Origin of the sequence: Pectobacterium odoriferum (assembly GCF_009931295.1) — a bacterium.
Classification (GTDB): domain Bacteria; phylum Pseudomonadota; class Gammaproteobacteria; order Enterobacterales; family Enterobacteriaceae; genus Pectobacterium; species Pectobacterium odoriferum.
Genome location: NZ_CP034938.1, coordinates 3321808 through 3335599, shown reverse-complemented (window position 1 = coordinate 3335599; position 13792 = coordinate 3321808). Strand labels below are relative to the sequence as shown.

Here is a 13792-nt window from a genome sequence, read left to right as displayed (position 1 = left end):
TAACACCATGACAGTAAAATCACAGTTCCTCAAAAAACTGCAGGCCAGACAGCCCGCTCCGTCTTCATCTGTTAGGAAGAGTCAGGCTGATATTGCAGAGTTTCGCCTGCGAATAACGCAGCTTCAGGAGCAGATGGATACGTGGCTGGTGGATACCGGACTGAACGTGGAGACGTTTACTGTCTCTGTTACGGACCTGCTGGTGGAGGGCGGTGCTTTTGATCTTTCCGCTATTGTTCTGCATTACGACGACCGGTCCGTAAAGTTTGTGCCGGTATTTTTGTACGGCAAGGGTGTGATCGGGTGTATAGAGGCGACCTTCAATAATGGTGCGTACATGACTTCACTGGGGCGTTTATTCATGCGGTCAGGTACTGTGAGCGACTGGACCTTTGCTCCGCCTGGTACTTTACCCTGCACTGGGCAGGGTTTTGATGAGAGCACGTTTTTTGGGCTGACTATCGCGCTTCTTTCATAGCGGAACCGGAAGGAGTAATAGTTATTTTTTTCCTATTCGTCATTGCGTATTTACCTGGCGAAACAGTCAAAGCTGACGGGGAACAGAGCTCCAAAATAACGAAATAAATCACGGATATGGAAATGAGAAAATTAATCTTCCTGCTGGTTTCAGAAATGCTGTTTACGGCACAAGCTGATGCTGCGCGTGGAAGGCAGACCCACAGAGAAGAGCTGGAAAGACAGCGTCTGGAGCTGGAGCAGAAAATTCAGGACGTGCATCAGCAGTATGAACGCGCCAAATCCATGGCCCAGCTTACAAAGCAGGGTCATGTGTATGTGATTTCCAATATCGGCTCCTTCGGTGAAAACGTCTTCAAAATCGGTATGACCCGACGGCTGGAGCCTATGGAGCGAGTGAAAGAGCTGAGCGGGGCAGCCGTGCCGTTTGATTTTGACGTTCATGCCATGATTTCCTGCGATGATGCCCCCGCACTTGAAAAGACGCTACACGACCATCTTGAAAGCTACCGGATTAACAGGATTAACCTGCGTAAGGAGTTTTTCCGAGTCGAGCTCAGCATAATTATCGATGAGGTAAGCCATTCCGGCGCTTTATGTGGCGTTTACCCGCGCGACGCGTTCGTTACTGGTGACCTGCTACAAAGAAAACAGCATCAGTCGTCAGCTGACGAAATATGCTGGCGTGGGCCTGCAGGAGCGACAGGATGACTATGCATAAAACGATTAAAACCGGTTGCGACCCACGCTCGCTTCCGGATTATTCCGCCCTGCGCGATGAGCTGAGTAAGCTGACACATCCGGCACGTCCGGATGTGAACTGGCAATATGTCGAAAAACTCTGTCTCTCACTGTTTGAGCAGAACGGTGTAGAGCTGCAGACGGCGGCCTGGTATACGCTTGCGCGTACGCAACTGGCCGGCTTATTCGGACTTAATGAAGGGCTGACGATACTCGAGGCACTGATAAGCCATCAGTGGGGCGCACTCTGGCCGCAGCCAGTCCATGCCCGCATGGAAATTCTCAGCAGTCTGAGTCTGCATCTGCAGCAACGAATGCGCTCGTTCCCGTTAAATTACAGCGACCTCAGCCAGTTGTATCGGGCGGAACAACTGCTTACCGGTCTGGGGCAGATACTGCAGCGTCTGGAGCTTAAGCATCTGAGCCAGCTCGATACGTTGCGTACCCTGATGCACAACAATGCTGTCAGGTTGGAAAACAGCGATAGCATAACCAGCGCTGGGCCGAACATTCAGCCAGGTATCGTGTTGCCTGCCCCGGTGATGAATGATGCGGCAGCAGCCACGAGGAATCTCGCTGGTAGTCCGCCTGAAGATATGCCAGACAGTGCCGTGAAGCGGGTGTACGTCATGCAGTCGGAACACCAGGCGAATGTGGAAGTACAGACGGCAATGCCCGCTCCGGTAAAAAAATGGAAATCCTTCGCCGCCGGGATGTCTACCATGCTGGTGATAAGCGCCGTCGCAGTGTGGAGCTGGCAGGTTATTCACCGGCCACAACCGCTACAGACTCAGCTTGCTGCCTCACTGGCTCCGTTACCTGCACCTCTTGCGCCTGAAACGCTGGATATATTGCGTCAGCAATCTCCGTCATCACAAACAGTGATAGCACAAACACAACAGCAGCTTGCCCGACTGGATAAATTACCTCCTGACTGGAATATCACTTACGCCAGAAAACTTACAGAACAGGCTCAGGCGCTGTGGCCGGAACAGGCTAAGCCCCTGGTGCAACAGTGGCAGCAACAACTTAATGCTTCCGCATTACCGGTAGAACAGCTCAATGGCTGGTATCAGGGAATGACAACGCTACAAAAACTGAGTGATCGGCTAAACGGGCTTGATGAGCAGAAAGGCAAATACATGACGGTCAGCGAACTTAAGTCCGTTGTATTTTCCGTCCGACAGTCTTTTAACCAGTCCATACCGGCTGAAGAGCAACTGCGTGTATTGTCAGAAAATCCTGCTGGAGTACCTTTACCTGCCGCAGCGAGGTCTCAACTGGAGATGCATCTTAAACAATTGGCAGCCCGCTATGCTGAAATAAAACAGAATGCATCAGAGTAAAAATGGTGCTAAAAAATAGCAGTGATTCAGTGTGTTACCGTAATAACCGTGCCAGATGGACAGTCGGGGATTTAACCTTTCTGGAAAATAACTATGCTTCCATACCTGTCGCGGAAATTGCTGTGCGGCTGGGACGGACGCCTGGCGCAGTGAGGCTGAAATGGATTGATCTGTCCTTGATTTAATGCCCACCTTGTTTTCAAATCAGTCAACGACAGTTGGCTGAAGACATCCTGAGCCTGAGTAACAGACTGAACACTCAGGTTGTGGTTGAGGCACTGGAGAGGGCGATAAAGCGGCGAAAGCCGACAAGGCAGGTGATAGCGCATTCGGACAGAGGGCGTCAATATGCGAGCCATCGATATCGGGACACACTGAAAGATAACGATTTACGCTGCTCAATGAGTGGAAAGGGTTGCTGTTACGATAATGCGGTAATGGAAAGCTTTTATCACACGCTGAAAACGGGGCTGATGTGTGGAAAAGCGTTTGTCAGCAGAGAAGAGGCGCTGAACGCGATATTTGATTATATCGAGGTGTTTTATCATCGTCGTCGCAACCATTCAACGCGGGGTTATCAAACACCGGTGGATTATGAAATGGCGGCGTAATTAGGTGGGAGTAATTTCAGGGACAGATTAAGACTATATGTTGATTGTATTCGTTGTTTTTAAATAATTTTTTAGACTTTCGGAGAGCGTGTAAGAGAGGGTTATGGTGTCCCCAGCAGGAATCGAACCTGCAACTAGCCCTTAGGAGGGGCTCGTTATATCCATTTAACTATGGAGACGTGAAGCACTGCTATTATACGCATTTTTGCTCTGAGAATAAGCACTTAACGGCGCGTTTGCTCAAAGTGTCGACAATCAGCGTTTCTGCTGGTGTTCTTCTCCCTCATTCCCTTGCTCCTTTTGGCGTTTTCCGTGAGATGAACTGCTCATGTCATTGCGGATTTGTGCGTGGCTGATGAGTGCGAAAATAAAGGTGCCGCCGATGATATTCCCCGCCAGCGTGGGCAGAGCAAACGGCCAGATAAAGTCCTGCAAGGGGATGTGGCCAATGAACACCAGATAGAAAATCTCTGAAGCACCGGCCACGATGTGGGTGAGGTTACTGAAAGCAATCATCCAAGTCATAATGATAATAATCCACAGTTTGGCGGAGTAGGCGCGAGGCAGCATCCAAACCATCGTGGCAATAATCCAGCCGGAGACAACGGCATTGGCGAACATCTCCGTTGGTGAGTGCTTCATGACCTTCATCGCAATGTTGACCAAAGCTTCCCGCGTTTCGCCATCAAAAACGGGCATGTAGGTAAAGGCGAGAGCGGCCAATGCTGTGCCGATCAGGTTGCCAGCCAGCACGACGAACCATAATCGGCCGAGTAGGTAGAAGTTACTGCGCGTGGGCTTATGCATGATGGGAAGCACCGCGGTCACGGTGTTTTCCGTGAACAACTGCTGGCGTGCCATGATGACAATCACAAAGCCGATGGTGTAACCGAAACACTCCAGCAGAAAGCCGCTGGGCACGCCAACCAGATGGTTGTGTAGCATGCCAACCGCCATGAATGAGGTTCCCATGGAGATCCCTGCCGCAGTCGCTGACCACAATAATGCCATTGCATCGCGTTCCAGTTCCTTTTGCCCTTCCTGACGAATCTCTTCATGGATCGCGGCCGCAGGGGAAGGTAAGTGATCTTCGTCTATATCTATCGTTTTTCCTTGCATGCTTTCCTCACTCTCTACCACAACCTCTTCTTCTTTCTCTTGCTGGGTTTGTCTGGATTTTGAAGGTGGATTCATAGCGATTCTCTCGACGAGTGGGCCGGTTGGTGCCTGGCTAACGGTGCTGAGGTTGAGGGGCGATCACCGACAACCCCGATGATAAGCGTAGTCAGTTTTTACAACACGGGATGGCACAGCATGGCTCATTGATTTAGGCTGGTGGTGCTATGCTGTGAGGGGAGCAAGGGAATACCGTGCTGTCGCCCACGCTGGAGCGCGTGTCGCAACGATGCCGCGAGTTGTCCCCACAAAAAAATGGCAAGCCTCTGAAAATGCAGTAATGCGTAAGCCAACGTAGCGATGGAGCGATAAAATGTTACACTGTTGGCCGATATCCCGTCCTTGTCGCTCAACCTGATAGGCTGGGCTGATACTGGGAATACCCATTTTCGGTCGCGGGTATGTACCCTAAATAATTCGCGTTGCAGGACAAAACGTTAGTGTTTTGAACAACGCAAAGCGTTGGCCCGTAGGGCGAGGCTCATTTATGCGCCTCGTAACGCGGTAAGTGAAGGAATCCCGATGAGCTTACCCAAGTAAGTGATTCGGGTGAGTTAACGTAACCAACACACATGTAACGTGAAGTATGACGGGTATAGCACACTATAAATCAGGGAGAACAGATATGAATTACCGCCTGAGTGGGGTGGTGTTTGCCAGCGTGTTACTGATCGGCTGCGCCAGTTCCGGGGATCGAGCTCAAGAAGGACGTTCTGATCCGCTTGAAGGCTTTAACCGTACCATGTTCAGCTTTAACTACGACGTTCTGGATCCTTATCTGGTGCGTCCTGCGGCTGTTGCCTGGCGCGATTATGTGCCGACGCCTGCGCGTAATGGGCTTGGAAATTTCTTCAGCAACCTAGAAGAACCTGCAACGATGGTGAACTACTTCGTTGAAGGCAAGCCGTATAAAGCAATGATTCACTTTAACCGTTTCTTCCTGAATACCTTGCTCGGGATGGGCGGTCTGATTGACGTGGCCTCAATGGCAAATCCGAAACTGGCGAAAGAAGAGTCTCGCCGCTTTGGCAGCACATTGGGTCATTATGACGTGGGCTACGGGCCTTATGTGGTGGTGCCAGGCTACGGTAGTGTGACACCTCGTGAAGACGGCGGTGGCGTAGTGGATACGCTGTATCCGATGCTAAGCTATCTGACGTTTTGGATGTCCGCAGGTAAGTGGGCTATCGAAGGGCTGGAAACGCGAGCACAGCTGTTGGATTCTGACGGGCTGCTGCGTAACTCTTCCGATCCTTACTTGATGGTGCGTGAAGCCTACTTTCAGCGGCATGATTTCCTTGCCAGTGATGGGCAACTCACTCCGCAGAAGAACCCGAATGCTTCAGCGATTGAAGACTCGCTCGACGAGATCGATTCAGCGAAATAGTGTTGCGTCGCATCGCTCATTATACAGGCACCTGCGGGTGCCTTTTGCTTTTATAAAACACTGCTAAACTTATTTTTACCATGATGAATCTGTGGTTTGTTTCTTAAAAGTTATGGCATTGTTGTCTATTTATTTACTTACTAAAATTTATTTCCTCTCTCTAGATAACAATAATGCTACGTCGTTAACCAGTACCGATGTCCATCATGGTTGAAATGTGTCTGCACGCTGATTTTTTTGTTAGCAAGATGATTAACAAAAAGGTCATAAGAATGATGCCTTTTACGGGTGATGGTGTGGTCGTGTGTTAATGAATGCCTGGAATTCTATTTACCTGCACTTATAAAAATAGAGATATAAGCATGAAAAAACTACTTGCTATGTTCTTCTGCCTGAGCGTGGTGGTTAACGCCCCACTGGCGATGGCTGAAGATGCTAAAACGACAGAGAAGACAACGGATGTGGTACTGATCGGCGGGGGCATTATGAGCTCTACGCTGGGCGTGTATTTACAGGAACTGCAACCAGATTGGTCTATCGACATGGTTGAGCGGATGGATAACGTGGCGGAAGAGAGCTCTAACGGCTGGAATAATGCCGGTACGGGTCACTCTGCTTTCATGGAACTCAACTACACGCCGGATAATCCCGACGGCCCAATCAATATCAGCAAAGCGCTGGAAATTACCGAAGCCTTTGAAATCTCGCGCCAGTTTTGGTCCTATCAGGTGAAAAACGGCGTGCTGAATAACCCGCACTCCTTCATTAACAGTGTGCCGCACATCAGCTTTGTCTGGGGTGACGAGAACACGGCTTTCCTGAAACATCGCTATGATGCGATGCAGCACAGCACGCTGTATCGTGGCATGGAGTTCTCTGACGATCCTAATACGATCAAAGAGTGGGCTCCGTTGGTAATGGAAGGTCGCGATCCGGCTCAGAAGATTGCGGCGACTCGTATGCCTATCGGGACCGACGTGAATTACGGTGAAATCACGCGTCAGCTGGTTAGCGCGATGAAAGCCAAGCCCAACTTTGCGCTGCACCTGAATTCAGAAGTGCGTGATATCAAACGTAATGCGGACAACACCTGGAGCGTGACTTACGCCGATCTGAAGAACGGCGAAAAAGAAAGCGTGATTAAGGCGAAGTTCGTCTTTATCGGTGCGGGTGGGGCGGCACTGCCGCTGTTGCAGAAATCCGGCATTCCTGAGGCGGATCTGTACGGTGGCTTCCCAGTTGGTGGCGAGTTCCTGGTGACAGAAAACCCAGAAATCGTGAAGCGCCACATGGCAAAAGTGTACGGTAAAGCTTCCGTCGGTGCGCCACCGATGTCCGTTCCACATCTGGACACCCGTATTTTTGACGGTAAGCCAGTCCTGCTGTTCGGGCCATTTGCCACCTTCTCCAGCAAGTTCCTGAAAAACGGTTCGCTGTGGGATCTGATCGGTTCTGTGACTTTCTCCAACGTGATGCCGATGACGCACGTCGGTCTGGATAACTTCGATCTGGTGAAATACCTGGTCAGTCAGGTCATGATGGATGACGATGACCGTTTTGCGTCGTTGCAGGAATATTTCCCGAACGCCAAGAAAGAAGACTGGAGACTGGCGATTGCCGGACAGCGTGTTCAAATTATCAAGAAAGATGAAGATAAAGGCGGTGTGCTGAAGCTGGGTACCGAGATCGTCAGCTCACAAGATGGTTCGATTGCCGCTCTGCTGGGGGCCTCTCCGGGCGCGTCTACCGCAGCACCGATTATGCTGAGCCTGCTTGAAAAAGTGTTTAAAGATAAAGTGGCGACGCCGGAATGGCAGAGCAAGCTGAAAGAGATTGTTCCGTCTTATGGTCAGAAGCTGGACGGTAACATTGAAATGACCAATAAAATCCGCAGCTACACCAGCAGCACGCTGGGTCTGGATTATATTGAGGTTAAGCCTGAGTAATCGGGTTCGCTGGAAGTCACGATGTAAGGCCGCGAAAGCGGCCTTTTTTGTGCTTTCCAGCCCAATGCGAATTAGCGGTAGTGATAGCCAGTATTGAGCCCAGGGATCCTAGAAAACGCTTCTGCAATGAAGTCCATGAATACAATGGCTCGCTTCGGTAGCAGGCGATTGGCGACATAGAGAAACTGGATTGGCACCGGCGGCGCTTCGTAGTCGCACAGCACCTGACACAGCTTGCCGCTTTTTAATCCACCCTCGTATAACCACTTTGGTCCGCTGGCGATACCAAGGCCGGCGATGACGGCTTCCTGTACCGCCTGGGGTGAGTTGACTCGGAATCGCCCCGAAACGTTGATTTCGGTATCTCGAAAATGCCATGTATTACCCGTGTTTAACAGCGAGTACAGAATACAGTCATGATCGCACAGATCTTCCGGCGTTTGCGGTGTGCCGCGGCGGCTCAGATAGTCTACAGAGGCTACGTACACGCGTGTAAAAAGACCAATCCGGCGTGCGCGTAGTGCACTGTCGTTAGGATGACCTATTCGGATCGCCAACTCTGTTCCTTCTTCAACCAGATCCACGAAACGATCGCTAAGCTGCAAGTCCAGCGATAAGCCGGGGTAGCGGGCCAGAAAAGCGGGTATGTGTGGCATAAGGAAGGCATGCGCCATTGCCGTTGGGCAGGCCACTCGCAGGAGTCCTGTGGGTTCAGCCTCATTGCTCAAGGACGATTCGGATTCTGCAATCGCATCGAGAATTCGGCTTACATCTGCGTAGTACCGCTCACCTTCAGGCGTCAGCACAAGTTGGCGTGTTGTCCGCTGAAGTAATCTTGCGCCCAGATGCTCTTCTAAGGCGGCAACATATCGACTGACGTTGGGTTGCCCCATACCTAGGTCGCGGGCTGCTGCAGAGAAACTCCCCGTCTCGACAGTCCGTTTAAAACAAGTCATGAGTAGAAAGCGATCCACGTGAAGACTCCTCGATTCATGCGAATTCGGAATGAAATATATGCAAAAGCAGAATCTTATCATTGTTTCTGCATATACGTATGATTAGCGCTGTCTCAGGCAGCACATTGCTGCATCCCGCTATGATTATCAGGAGTTCCTTATGTCTCGCTTACACAATAAACGTACCCTTATCACTGGCGGCACCACCGGCATTGGGCTGGAAACCGCAAAGCAGTTTCTTGCGGAAGGGGCCCGTGTCATCGTTACCGGGGTCAATCCCGATTCTATTGCCGCGGCAAAAAACGAGCTTGGCAGCGAGGTGCTGGTGCTGCGCGCCGATTCGGCCAGCGTGAGTGCACAAAAGGAACTGGCGCAAGCTGTGGAAGCCCATTACGGAAAGGTTGATGCTGTCTTTCTCAACGCTGGCGTTTCCGTTTGGCAACCGATTGAGGAATGGACGGAGGATATGTTTGATCGCTCCTTCGACATCAACGTCAAGGGGCCGTACTTCCTGATCCAGTCGCTGCTGCCCGTGTTCGCTAACCCTGCTTCGGTCGTGCTCAATACGTCGATTAATGCGCACGTAGGATCGGCTCGTTCCTCGGTTTATTCTGCGACCAAAGCGGCTTTCCTTAGCCTGTCAAAGACGCTGTCGAGCGAACTGATGGCACGCGGTATTCGCATTAACGCGGTTAGCCCTGGGCCAATCGATACTCCGCTGTATGACAAACTTGGCATTCCCGATAGCTATCGCAAACAAGTCAATGAGGAGATCGTCAAAAGCATTCCTTCAGGCCGTTTCGGCACGTCGGAGGAGGTGGCTAAGGCGGTGTTGTACCTGGCTTCAGATGAGTCCCGATGGACCATCGGCAGTGAGATTGTTGTGGACGGCGGTCGTCTATTGAACGATTGATCCAGCATGACGATTTGCGTGCGGTGTTCATCATTAGCTAATCACTACGCCAGTAAGAAAGAGATAAATGCCTTGTGGTGAGCAATAAAAAAGCAGGTAAGTTGCCTTACCTGCTTTGTCACGTTATGGCTGATGTGATTAGAACGCGTAGTTAAAGTTCACACCGTACAGCCAGGCTTTACCTTTGGAGCTGAAGTTGTAACTTGGAGAACCTGCTCTATCAGAGATAGGTTCGCTGATATCAACTTGCTTACCATGCATATAAGACACGCCAACATCAACAGACGCGTCTTTATTGAAAGCATAGGTCGTGCCTGCGCTCAACCAGAAACGGTCCTGATCGGGGATAGAGATAGAACGTCTGTCGGCTGGTATTGGGCTGTCATCAAACGCGATACCGCTACGGAACGTCCAGTTATCGTCATGATAGTAGGTGGTGCCGAGTGCGATACGGTAGGCATCACGGAAGCCTTCCTCTTTCTGGAACAGCGTGTTACCACTGTTACCTGTCGCTTTCAGCTCCTGGAAATGGCTCCAACTGGTGTAGGTCAGGCTGTAGTGAACCGCCCATTTCGGCGCTACACGGTGGTAGGCAGACGCTTCCCACATTTCTGGCAGATTAAGTGTTAATTGACCTGGTATTGTTGCGCCATTGAGGGCACCAGGTCCAGCGGACCGTTGGTTACTGTAATCGCCATTGAAATCGATATCGACTTTGGAACGATAGGTCAGGCCGACGCGGTTGTTTTCATCGATTTCGTACAGGATGCCGGCATTCCAACCGTAGCCCCATTCTTTGCCTTCCAGACGAGCCATCTCTGAAGACGGACCAGCAACGGCACCTTGAGCGCCACCCGCACCGGCAGGAATATTAGCCAGTTCACCAGCGCGCCGAATAAATTTGGCATCGGCATAAACGGCGTTAACCCCTAAACCAAAACTGAAATGTTGGTTCAGGCGATACGCGGCGCTCAGGTTCAGGTTTGACGTCAACAGGTCGGTTTCTCCGCCGATAGAACCTGCTGCATAGTTGTCATTAAATTTAGTCGCCAGACCATAGTTAGTGGTGGCGGAAGCACCAATCGCCCATTGTTCATTCAGCGGCATGATGAAATGCAGGTTCGGTACCCAGGCGTGTGGCGCGATATTTTTGGCGCTGGTATCTTGCCCAGTCAGGGAGTTTTTCCCCTGAACATCGATATCTGGGTTGATATAGGTGACACCACCGGAGAATGACGGGCGGTCAAACATGGTCATGGTCGCTGGGTTACGGCTACCTGAGGTCGCATTATCGGCTACGGCACCTTCACCAGAAAACGCACGTCCCAGACCCGATGATGAGTATTCATTTAGCTGGAAACCAGCTGCGGACACATTTGCTGAAAACAGGGCCACCGCAACAGCAATTGTGGATTGTTTGAACAGGTTTTTCTGGTTCATGACCAAAACCTCTTTATATGCTTGTTATTTAACGTTGTTACACGGGGTAACAAGGGACGCGCATTGTAGGGGGCGCACTCAGCCTGACAAATCAGACCAGTTGCCAAAGTATAAGTTGGGAATACGATAATGTTGCGTTTGTGTATTCGAAATATTTCCAAAATGATGCGAAATTTAGATCTGCTTAACGTTTTGGTTAATTTGTGTGAAGCGATATGACTCGATTTTACTGTCGCATAACACCGTAATGTGATTGATATCACTAAAATTACTGGTCAGCATGAAGTGCTGGCACTGCTTCGGGATGAGGGAGTAAAATATAAGGAAGATAAAAATATTTGAACTTGATCATATACGCTAAATAATTCGAGTTGCAGGAAGGCGGCAAGAGAGGGAGTCCCGATGAGCTTACATAAGTAAGTGATTCGGGTGAGTGAACGTAGCCAACGTACATGCAGCTTGAAGTATGACGGGTATATATCTCCCGCGTCTTAAGTCTTAAGAGGAAAGTAGCATGACGAACGTAATCAACAAATGCAGTGCTGAAGAAACCGCAGCCTGCTGCTGTGTCGATGTCGGCACAATCATGGATAACACGGATTGCACGGCGTCTTACAGCAACGTTTTCGGCGGTCGTTCTGAGGCGGAAGCGGCACTGGCCGCGCTGACGGAAAAAGCGCGTGCGGTAGAGTCTGACCCTTGCGAAATCACCAGCACGCTGGAAGATGTAGACGGCGGCGTGAAACTGGATATTGATTTCACATTCAGTTGCCAGGCCGAAACGATGATTTTCCAGCTCGGCCTACGTTAAGTATTCCTCTGGCAGGTATGGCCTCATCGCCTAGTCTGCCAGACTCTTTTTTGCTTCTCCCTGCTGTTTATCTCCTTCTCCTTTCATGCTGAATTGATGTTGTCCAACACGATAACGTGTTGCGCTGAAATTCATCCTTTCTTTCCCCTTCTGCCACGTCTTTAGCTAACAATCGCAATTGGATAGCATTTTTTGTTTCTGGTAGATAACTCTGTGATTCTATTTAATTTAAGTATTATTTTTTACATCAAGTTGAGTCCTGTTTTGATCAGTTTTGAGCACGTTAGTAAATCGTTTACGACACAGGGTAAAACGCTTTATGCGGTGAAAGATGTCACGCTGGATATCGATAAAGGGGAGATATTCGGCATCATCGGGTTCAGCGGGGCGGGGAAAAGCACGCTGTTGCGTCTGGTTAATTTGCTGGAGCAGCCAACGGAAGGAAAAGTGACGGTTAACCAGCAGGATATTACCGCGCTTTCCGCAGAAGCGCTGCGCCAACTCCGGCGGCGCATCGGCATGGTCTTTCAAACGTTCAATTTATTTCAGTCGCGAACGGTGGCGGGAAATGTTGCCTGGCCGCTGCGTTTGGCTCGAATGGATCGCCAGCAGATACAGCAACGTGTTGATGAAGTGCTGCGCTTTGTTGGTCTGGAAGATAAGAAGGATCACTATCCCGAACAACTTTCCGGAGGACAAAAGCAGCGCGTTGGCATTGCCAGAGCGCTGGTCAGCTCACCGGATATCCTGATTTGTGACGAGGCCACCTCGGCGCTGGATCCCGAAACCACGGAGGATATTCTTCAACTGCTGGAGAGTATCAATCGGCAATATAACATCACTATCTTGTTGATTACGCATGAGATGAATGTGATCCGTCGCATTTGCCATCGGGTTGCGGTCATGGAACAAGGTCGCGTCATCGAACAGGGGCGCGTGGTCGATATCTTCACTCGCCCCGAGCATAAAACCACGCGCAACTTTGTGCGTTCTATTTTTAACGATCGTCTTCCTCCTCGGTTATTACAAACGCTGCAATCACGTCATTCTGGCGCGTTATACCAGCTCATTTTTCATGATGGCTCAACCAGCGTGCCGTTGCTGTCACAGACGGCACGCCTGCACTCGCTTATCGATTACAACATTATTTACGGCAACATCAGCGAGTTGCAGGGTGCACTGTTCGGTAGCCTTATTGTGGAATTTATTGGCCCGCCGGACAGCATTGCTGCCGCGCTGGAAACGCTAGCGCAAACGGTAGAAGTCAGGGAGGTGAGCGATGAAGGTTGATTGGACGACATTCTGGCAGACGCTGCTGGTTGCCACAGGCGAAACGCTGGCAATGGTGCTGGTGACGCTATTGTTCGCCAGCGTGCTGGGTATTGGCCTGGGCCTGCTGCTGTTTCTGAGCCGCGCAGGTGGCTTGTTTGAGAATCGCGTGCTGTTTGTGTTGCTGAATCTGCTGATCAACATCGTGCGCCCCGTTCCCTTCATCATCTTTCTGGTCGCGGTCAGTCCGATGACGCGCATGGTTGTGGGCACCACCATCGGTATTGCCGCCGCCATTTTCCCCATGATTCTGGTTGCCGCCTGTGCGATTGCGAGGGTGGTGGAGAACAACCTGATGTCGGTCGATCCCGGCATGATTGAAGCCGCCCGCGCATTGGGAGCCACGCCTTTGCAAATCATTACCGGCGTGCTGATTCGGGAAGCTCTGGGCCCGCTGATTATGGGGCTGACATTTATTACCGTGGCGCTGGTCGATTTCTCCGCTGTTGCCGGAATGGTTGGCGGCGGCGGGTTGGGAAATCTGGCGATGACCTACGGCTACAACCGGTTTAACACCTCCGTCATGGTGGTCACGGTGGTCATTCTGATTGTGTTGGTTCAACTGGCACAGCATGCGGGCAACTATTTCTCTCGTCGCATCATGCGGCGCTAGCACGGCGTGTCAGGTGCGCGATATTCAAAACGGTATTCATTTAAGG

General features: G+C 50.8%; 12 protein-coding genes, 1 tRNA gene and 2 pseudogenes. 11 read left to right on the top strand and 4 right to left on the bottom strand.

What is annotated here, in order from left to right; all coding sequences use genetic code 11:
- Positions 1–7 precede the first annotated feature (7 nt).
- From EO763_RS14985 to EO763_RS23650, 5 genes and pseudogenes are all read left to right on the top strand, one after another.
- Positions 8–478: a hypothetical protein gene (locus tag EO763_RS14985; RefSeq protein ID WP_161529428.1), complete on the top strand. Its 471-nt coding sequence runs from the start codon at positions 8–10 to the stop codon at positions 476–478.
- A 179-nt stretch (positions 479–657) separates the two neighbouring features.
- Positions 658–1068, top strand: a pseudogene (locus EO763_RS14980) (GIY-YIG nuclease family protein); the annotation flags it as partial.
- Between the two features lie 116 nt (positions 1069–1184).
- The gene (locus EO763_RS14975) at positions 1185–2564 is read left to right on the top strand and encodes a VasL domain-containing protein (RefSeq protein ID WP_425281348.1); all 1380 of its coding nucleotides are present in this window, start codon (positions 1185–1187) and stop codon (positions 2562–2564) included.
- Positions 2565–2830: 266 nt separating this feature from the next.
- Positions 2831–2920 (top strand): annotated as a pseudogene (locus EO763_RS23945) (hypothetical protein); the annotation flags it as partial.
- Between the two features lie 81 nt (positions 2921–3001).
- Positions 3002–3175: an IS3 family transposase gene (locus EO763_RS23650; protein WP_244322001.1), complete on the top strand. Its 174-nt coding sequence runs from the start codon at positions 3002–3004 to the stop codon at positions 3173–3175.
- A gap of 104 nt (positions 3176–3279) precedes the next feature.
- On the opposite strand, the gene EO763_RS14965 is transcribed toward EO763_RS23650, so the two are convergent.
- A tRNA-Arg gene (locus EO763_RS14965) sits at positions 3280–3354 on the bottom strand.
- Positions 3355–3430: 76 nt separating this feature from the next.
- Positions 3431–4369 (bottom strand): formate/nitrite transporter family protein, encoded by a 939-nt coding sequence (locus EO763_RS14960; protein ID WP_161529426.1) that lies wholly within the window; start codon positions 4367–4369, stop codon positions 3431–3433.
- Between the two features lie 607 nt (positions 4370–4976).
- Here EO763_RS14960 and mlaA point away from each other — a divergent pair.
- Both mlaA and mqo read left to right on the top strand, forming a co-directional pair.
- Complete coding sequence (mlaA, locus tag EO763_RS14955) at positions 4977–5738, top strand: phospholipid-binding lipoprotein MlaA (protein ID WP_039491472.1); 762 nt, start codon at positions 4977–4979, stop codon at positions 5736–5738.
- A 362-nt stretch (positions 5739–6100) separates the two neighbouring features.
- A complete protein-coding gene (mqo, locus tag EO763_RS14950) occupies positions 6101–7684 on the top strand; it encodes a malate dehydrogenase (quinone) (protein WP_039491474.1) in 1584 nt (527 codons plus the stop codon).
- Between the two features lie 71 nt (positions 7685–7755).
- On the opposite strand, the gene EO763_RS14945 is transcribed toward mqo, so the two are convergent.
- Positions 7756–8658, bottom strand: a complete 903-nt coding sequence (locus tag EO763_RS14945) for a LysR family transcriptional regulator (RefSeq protein WP_161529425.1) — start codon at positions 8656–8658, stop codon at positions 7756–7758.
- A gap of 142 nt (positions 8659–8800) precedes the next feature.
- Between EO763_RS14945 and EO763_RS14940 the strand changes: the two genes are divergently transcribed.
- A complete protein-coding gene (locus EO763_RS14940; RefSeq protein ID WP_161529424.1) occupies positions 8801–9553 on the top strand; it encodes an SDR family oxidoreductase in 753 nt (250 codons plus the stop codon).
- Between the two features lie 138 nt (positions 9554–9691).
- Here the strand turns inward: EO763_RS14940 and fadL are convergent, their stop codons facing one another.
- Positions 9692–10993: a long-chain fatty acid transporter FadL gene (gene fadL / locus EO763_RS14935; RefSeq protein ID WP_161529423.1), complete on the bottom strand. Its 1302-nt coding sequence runs from the start codon at positions 10991–10993 to the stop codon at positions 9692–9694.
- A 514-nt stretch (positions 10994–11507) separates the two neighbouring features.
- Here fadL and EO763_RS14930 point away from each other — a divergent pair.
- The 3 genes from EO763_RS14930 to EO763_RS14920 all read left to right on the top strand — a co-directional run bounded on the left by EO763_RS14930 (position 11508) and on the right by EO763_RS14920 (position 13746).
- The gene (locus EO763_RS14930; protein ID WP_010298581.1) at positions 11508–11804 is read left to right on the top strand and encodes a YfcZ/YiiS family protein; all 297 of its coding nucleotides are present in this window, start codon (positions 11508–11510) and stop codon (positions 11802–11804) included.
- Between the two features lie 264 nt (positions 11805–12068).
- The gene (locus EO763_RS14925) at positions 12069–13094 is read left to right on the top strand and encodes a methionine ABC transporter ATP-binding protein (protein WP_161529422.1); all 1026 of its coding nucleotides are present in this window, start codon (positions 12069–12071) and stop codon (positions 13092–13094) included.
- The gene (locus EO763_RS14920) at positions 13084–13746 is read left to right on the top strand and encodes a methionine ABC transporter permease (RefSeq protein WP_039491480.1); all 663 of its coding nucleotides are present in this window, start codon (positions 13084–13086) and stop codon (positions 13744–13746) included. Before EO763_RS14925 ends, EO763_RS14920 begins: the two co-directional genes overlap by 11 nt.
- Positions 13747–13792 lie beyond the last annotated feature (46 nt).

Excerpts from the sequence above, each read along its gene's own strand:
- EO763_RS14985 (WP_161529428.1), top strand. The coding sequence starts at position 8 with ATGACAGTAAAATCACAGTTCCTCAAAAAACTGCAGGCCAGACAGCCC.
- EO763_RS14975 (WP_425281348.1), top strand. The coding sequence starts at position 1,185 with ATGACTATGCATAAAACGATTAAAACCGGTTGCGACCCACGCTCGCTT.
- EO763_RS23650 (WP_244322001.1), top strand. The coding sequence starts at position 3,002 with ATGGAAAGCTTTTATCACACGCTGAAAACGGGGCTGATGTGTGGAAAA.
- EO763_RS14960 (WP_161529426.1), bottom strand. The coding sequence starts at position 4,369 with ATGAATCCACCTTCAAAATCCAGACAAACCCAGCAAGAGAAAGAAGAA.
- mlaA (WP_039491472.1), top strand. The coding sequence starts at position 4,977 with ATGAATTACCGCCTGAGTGGGGTGGTGTTTGCCAGCGTGTTACTGATC.
- mqo (WP_039491474.1), top strand. The coding sequence starts at position 6,101 with ATGAAAAAACTACTTGCTATGTTCTTCTGCCTGAGCGTGGTGGTTAAC.
- EO763_RS14940 (WP_161529424.1), top strand. The coding sequence starts at position 8,801 with ATGTCTCGCTTACACAATAAACGTACCCTTATCACTGGCGGCACCACC.
- fadL (WP_161529423.1), bottom strand. The coding sequence starts at position 10,993 with ATGAACCAGAAAAACCTGTTCAAACAATCCACAATTGCTGTTGCGGTG.
- EO763_RS14930 (WP_010298581.1), top strand. The coding sequence starts at position 11,508 with ATGACGAACGTAATCAACAAATGCAGTGCTGAAGAAACCGCAGCCTGC.
- EO763_RS14920 (WP_039491480.1), top strand. The coding sequence starts at position 13,084 with ATGAAGGTTGATTGGACGACATTCTGGCAGACGCTGCTGGTTGCCACA.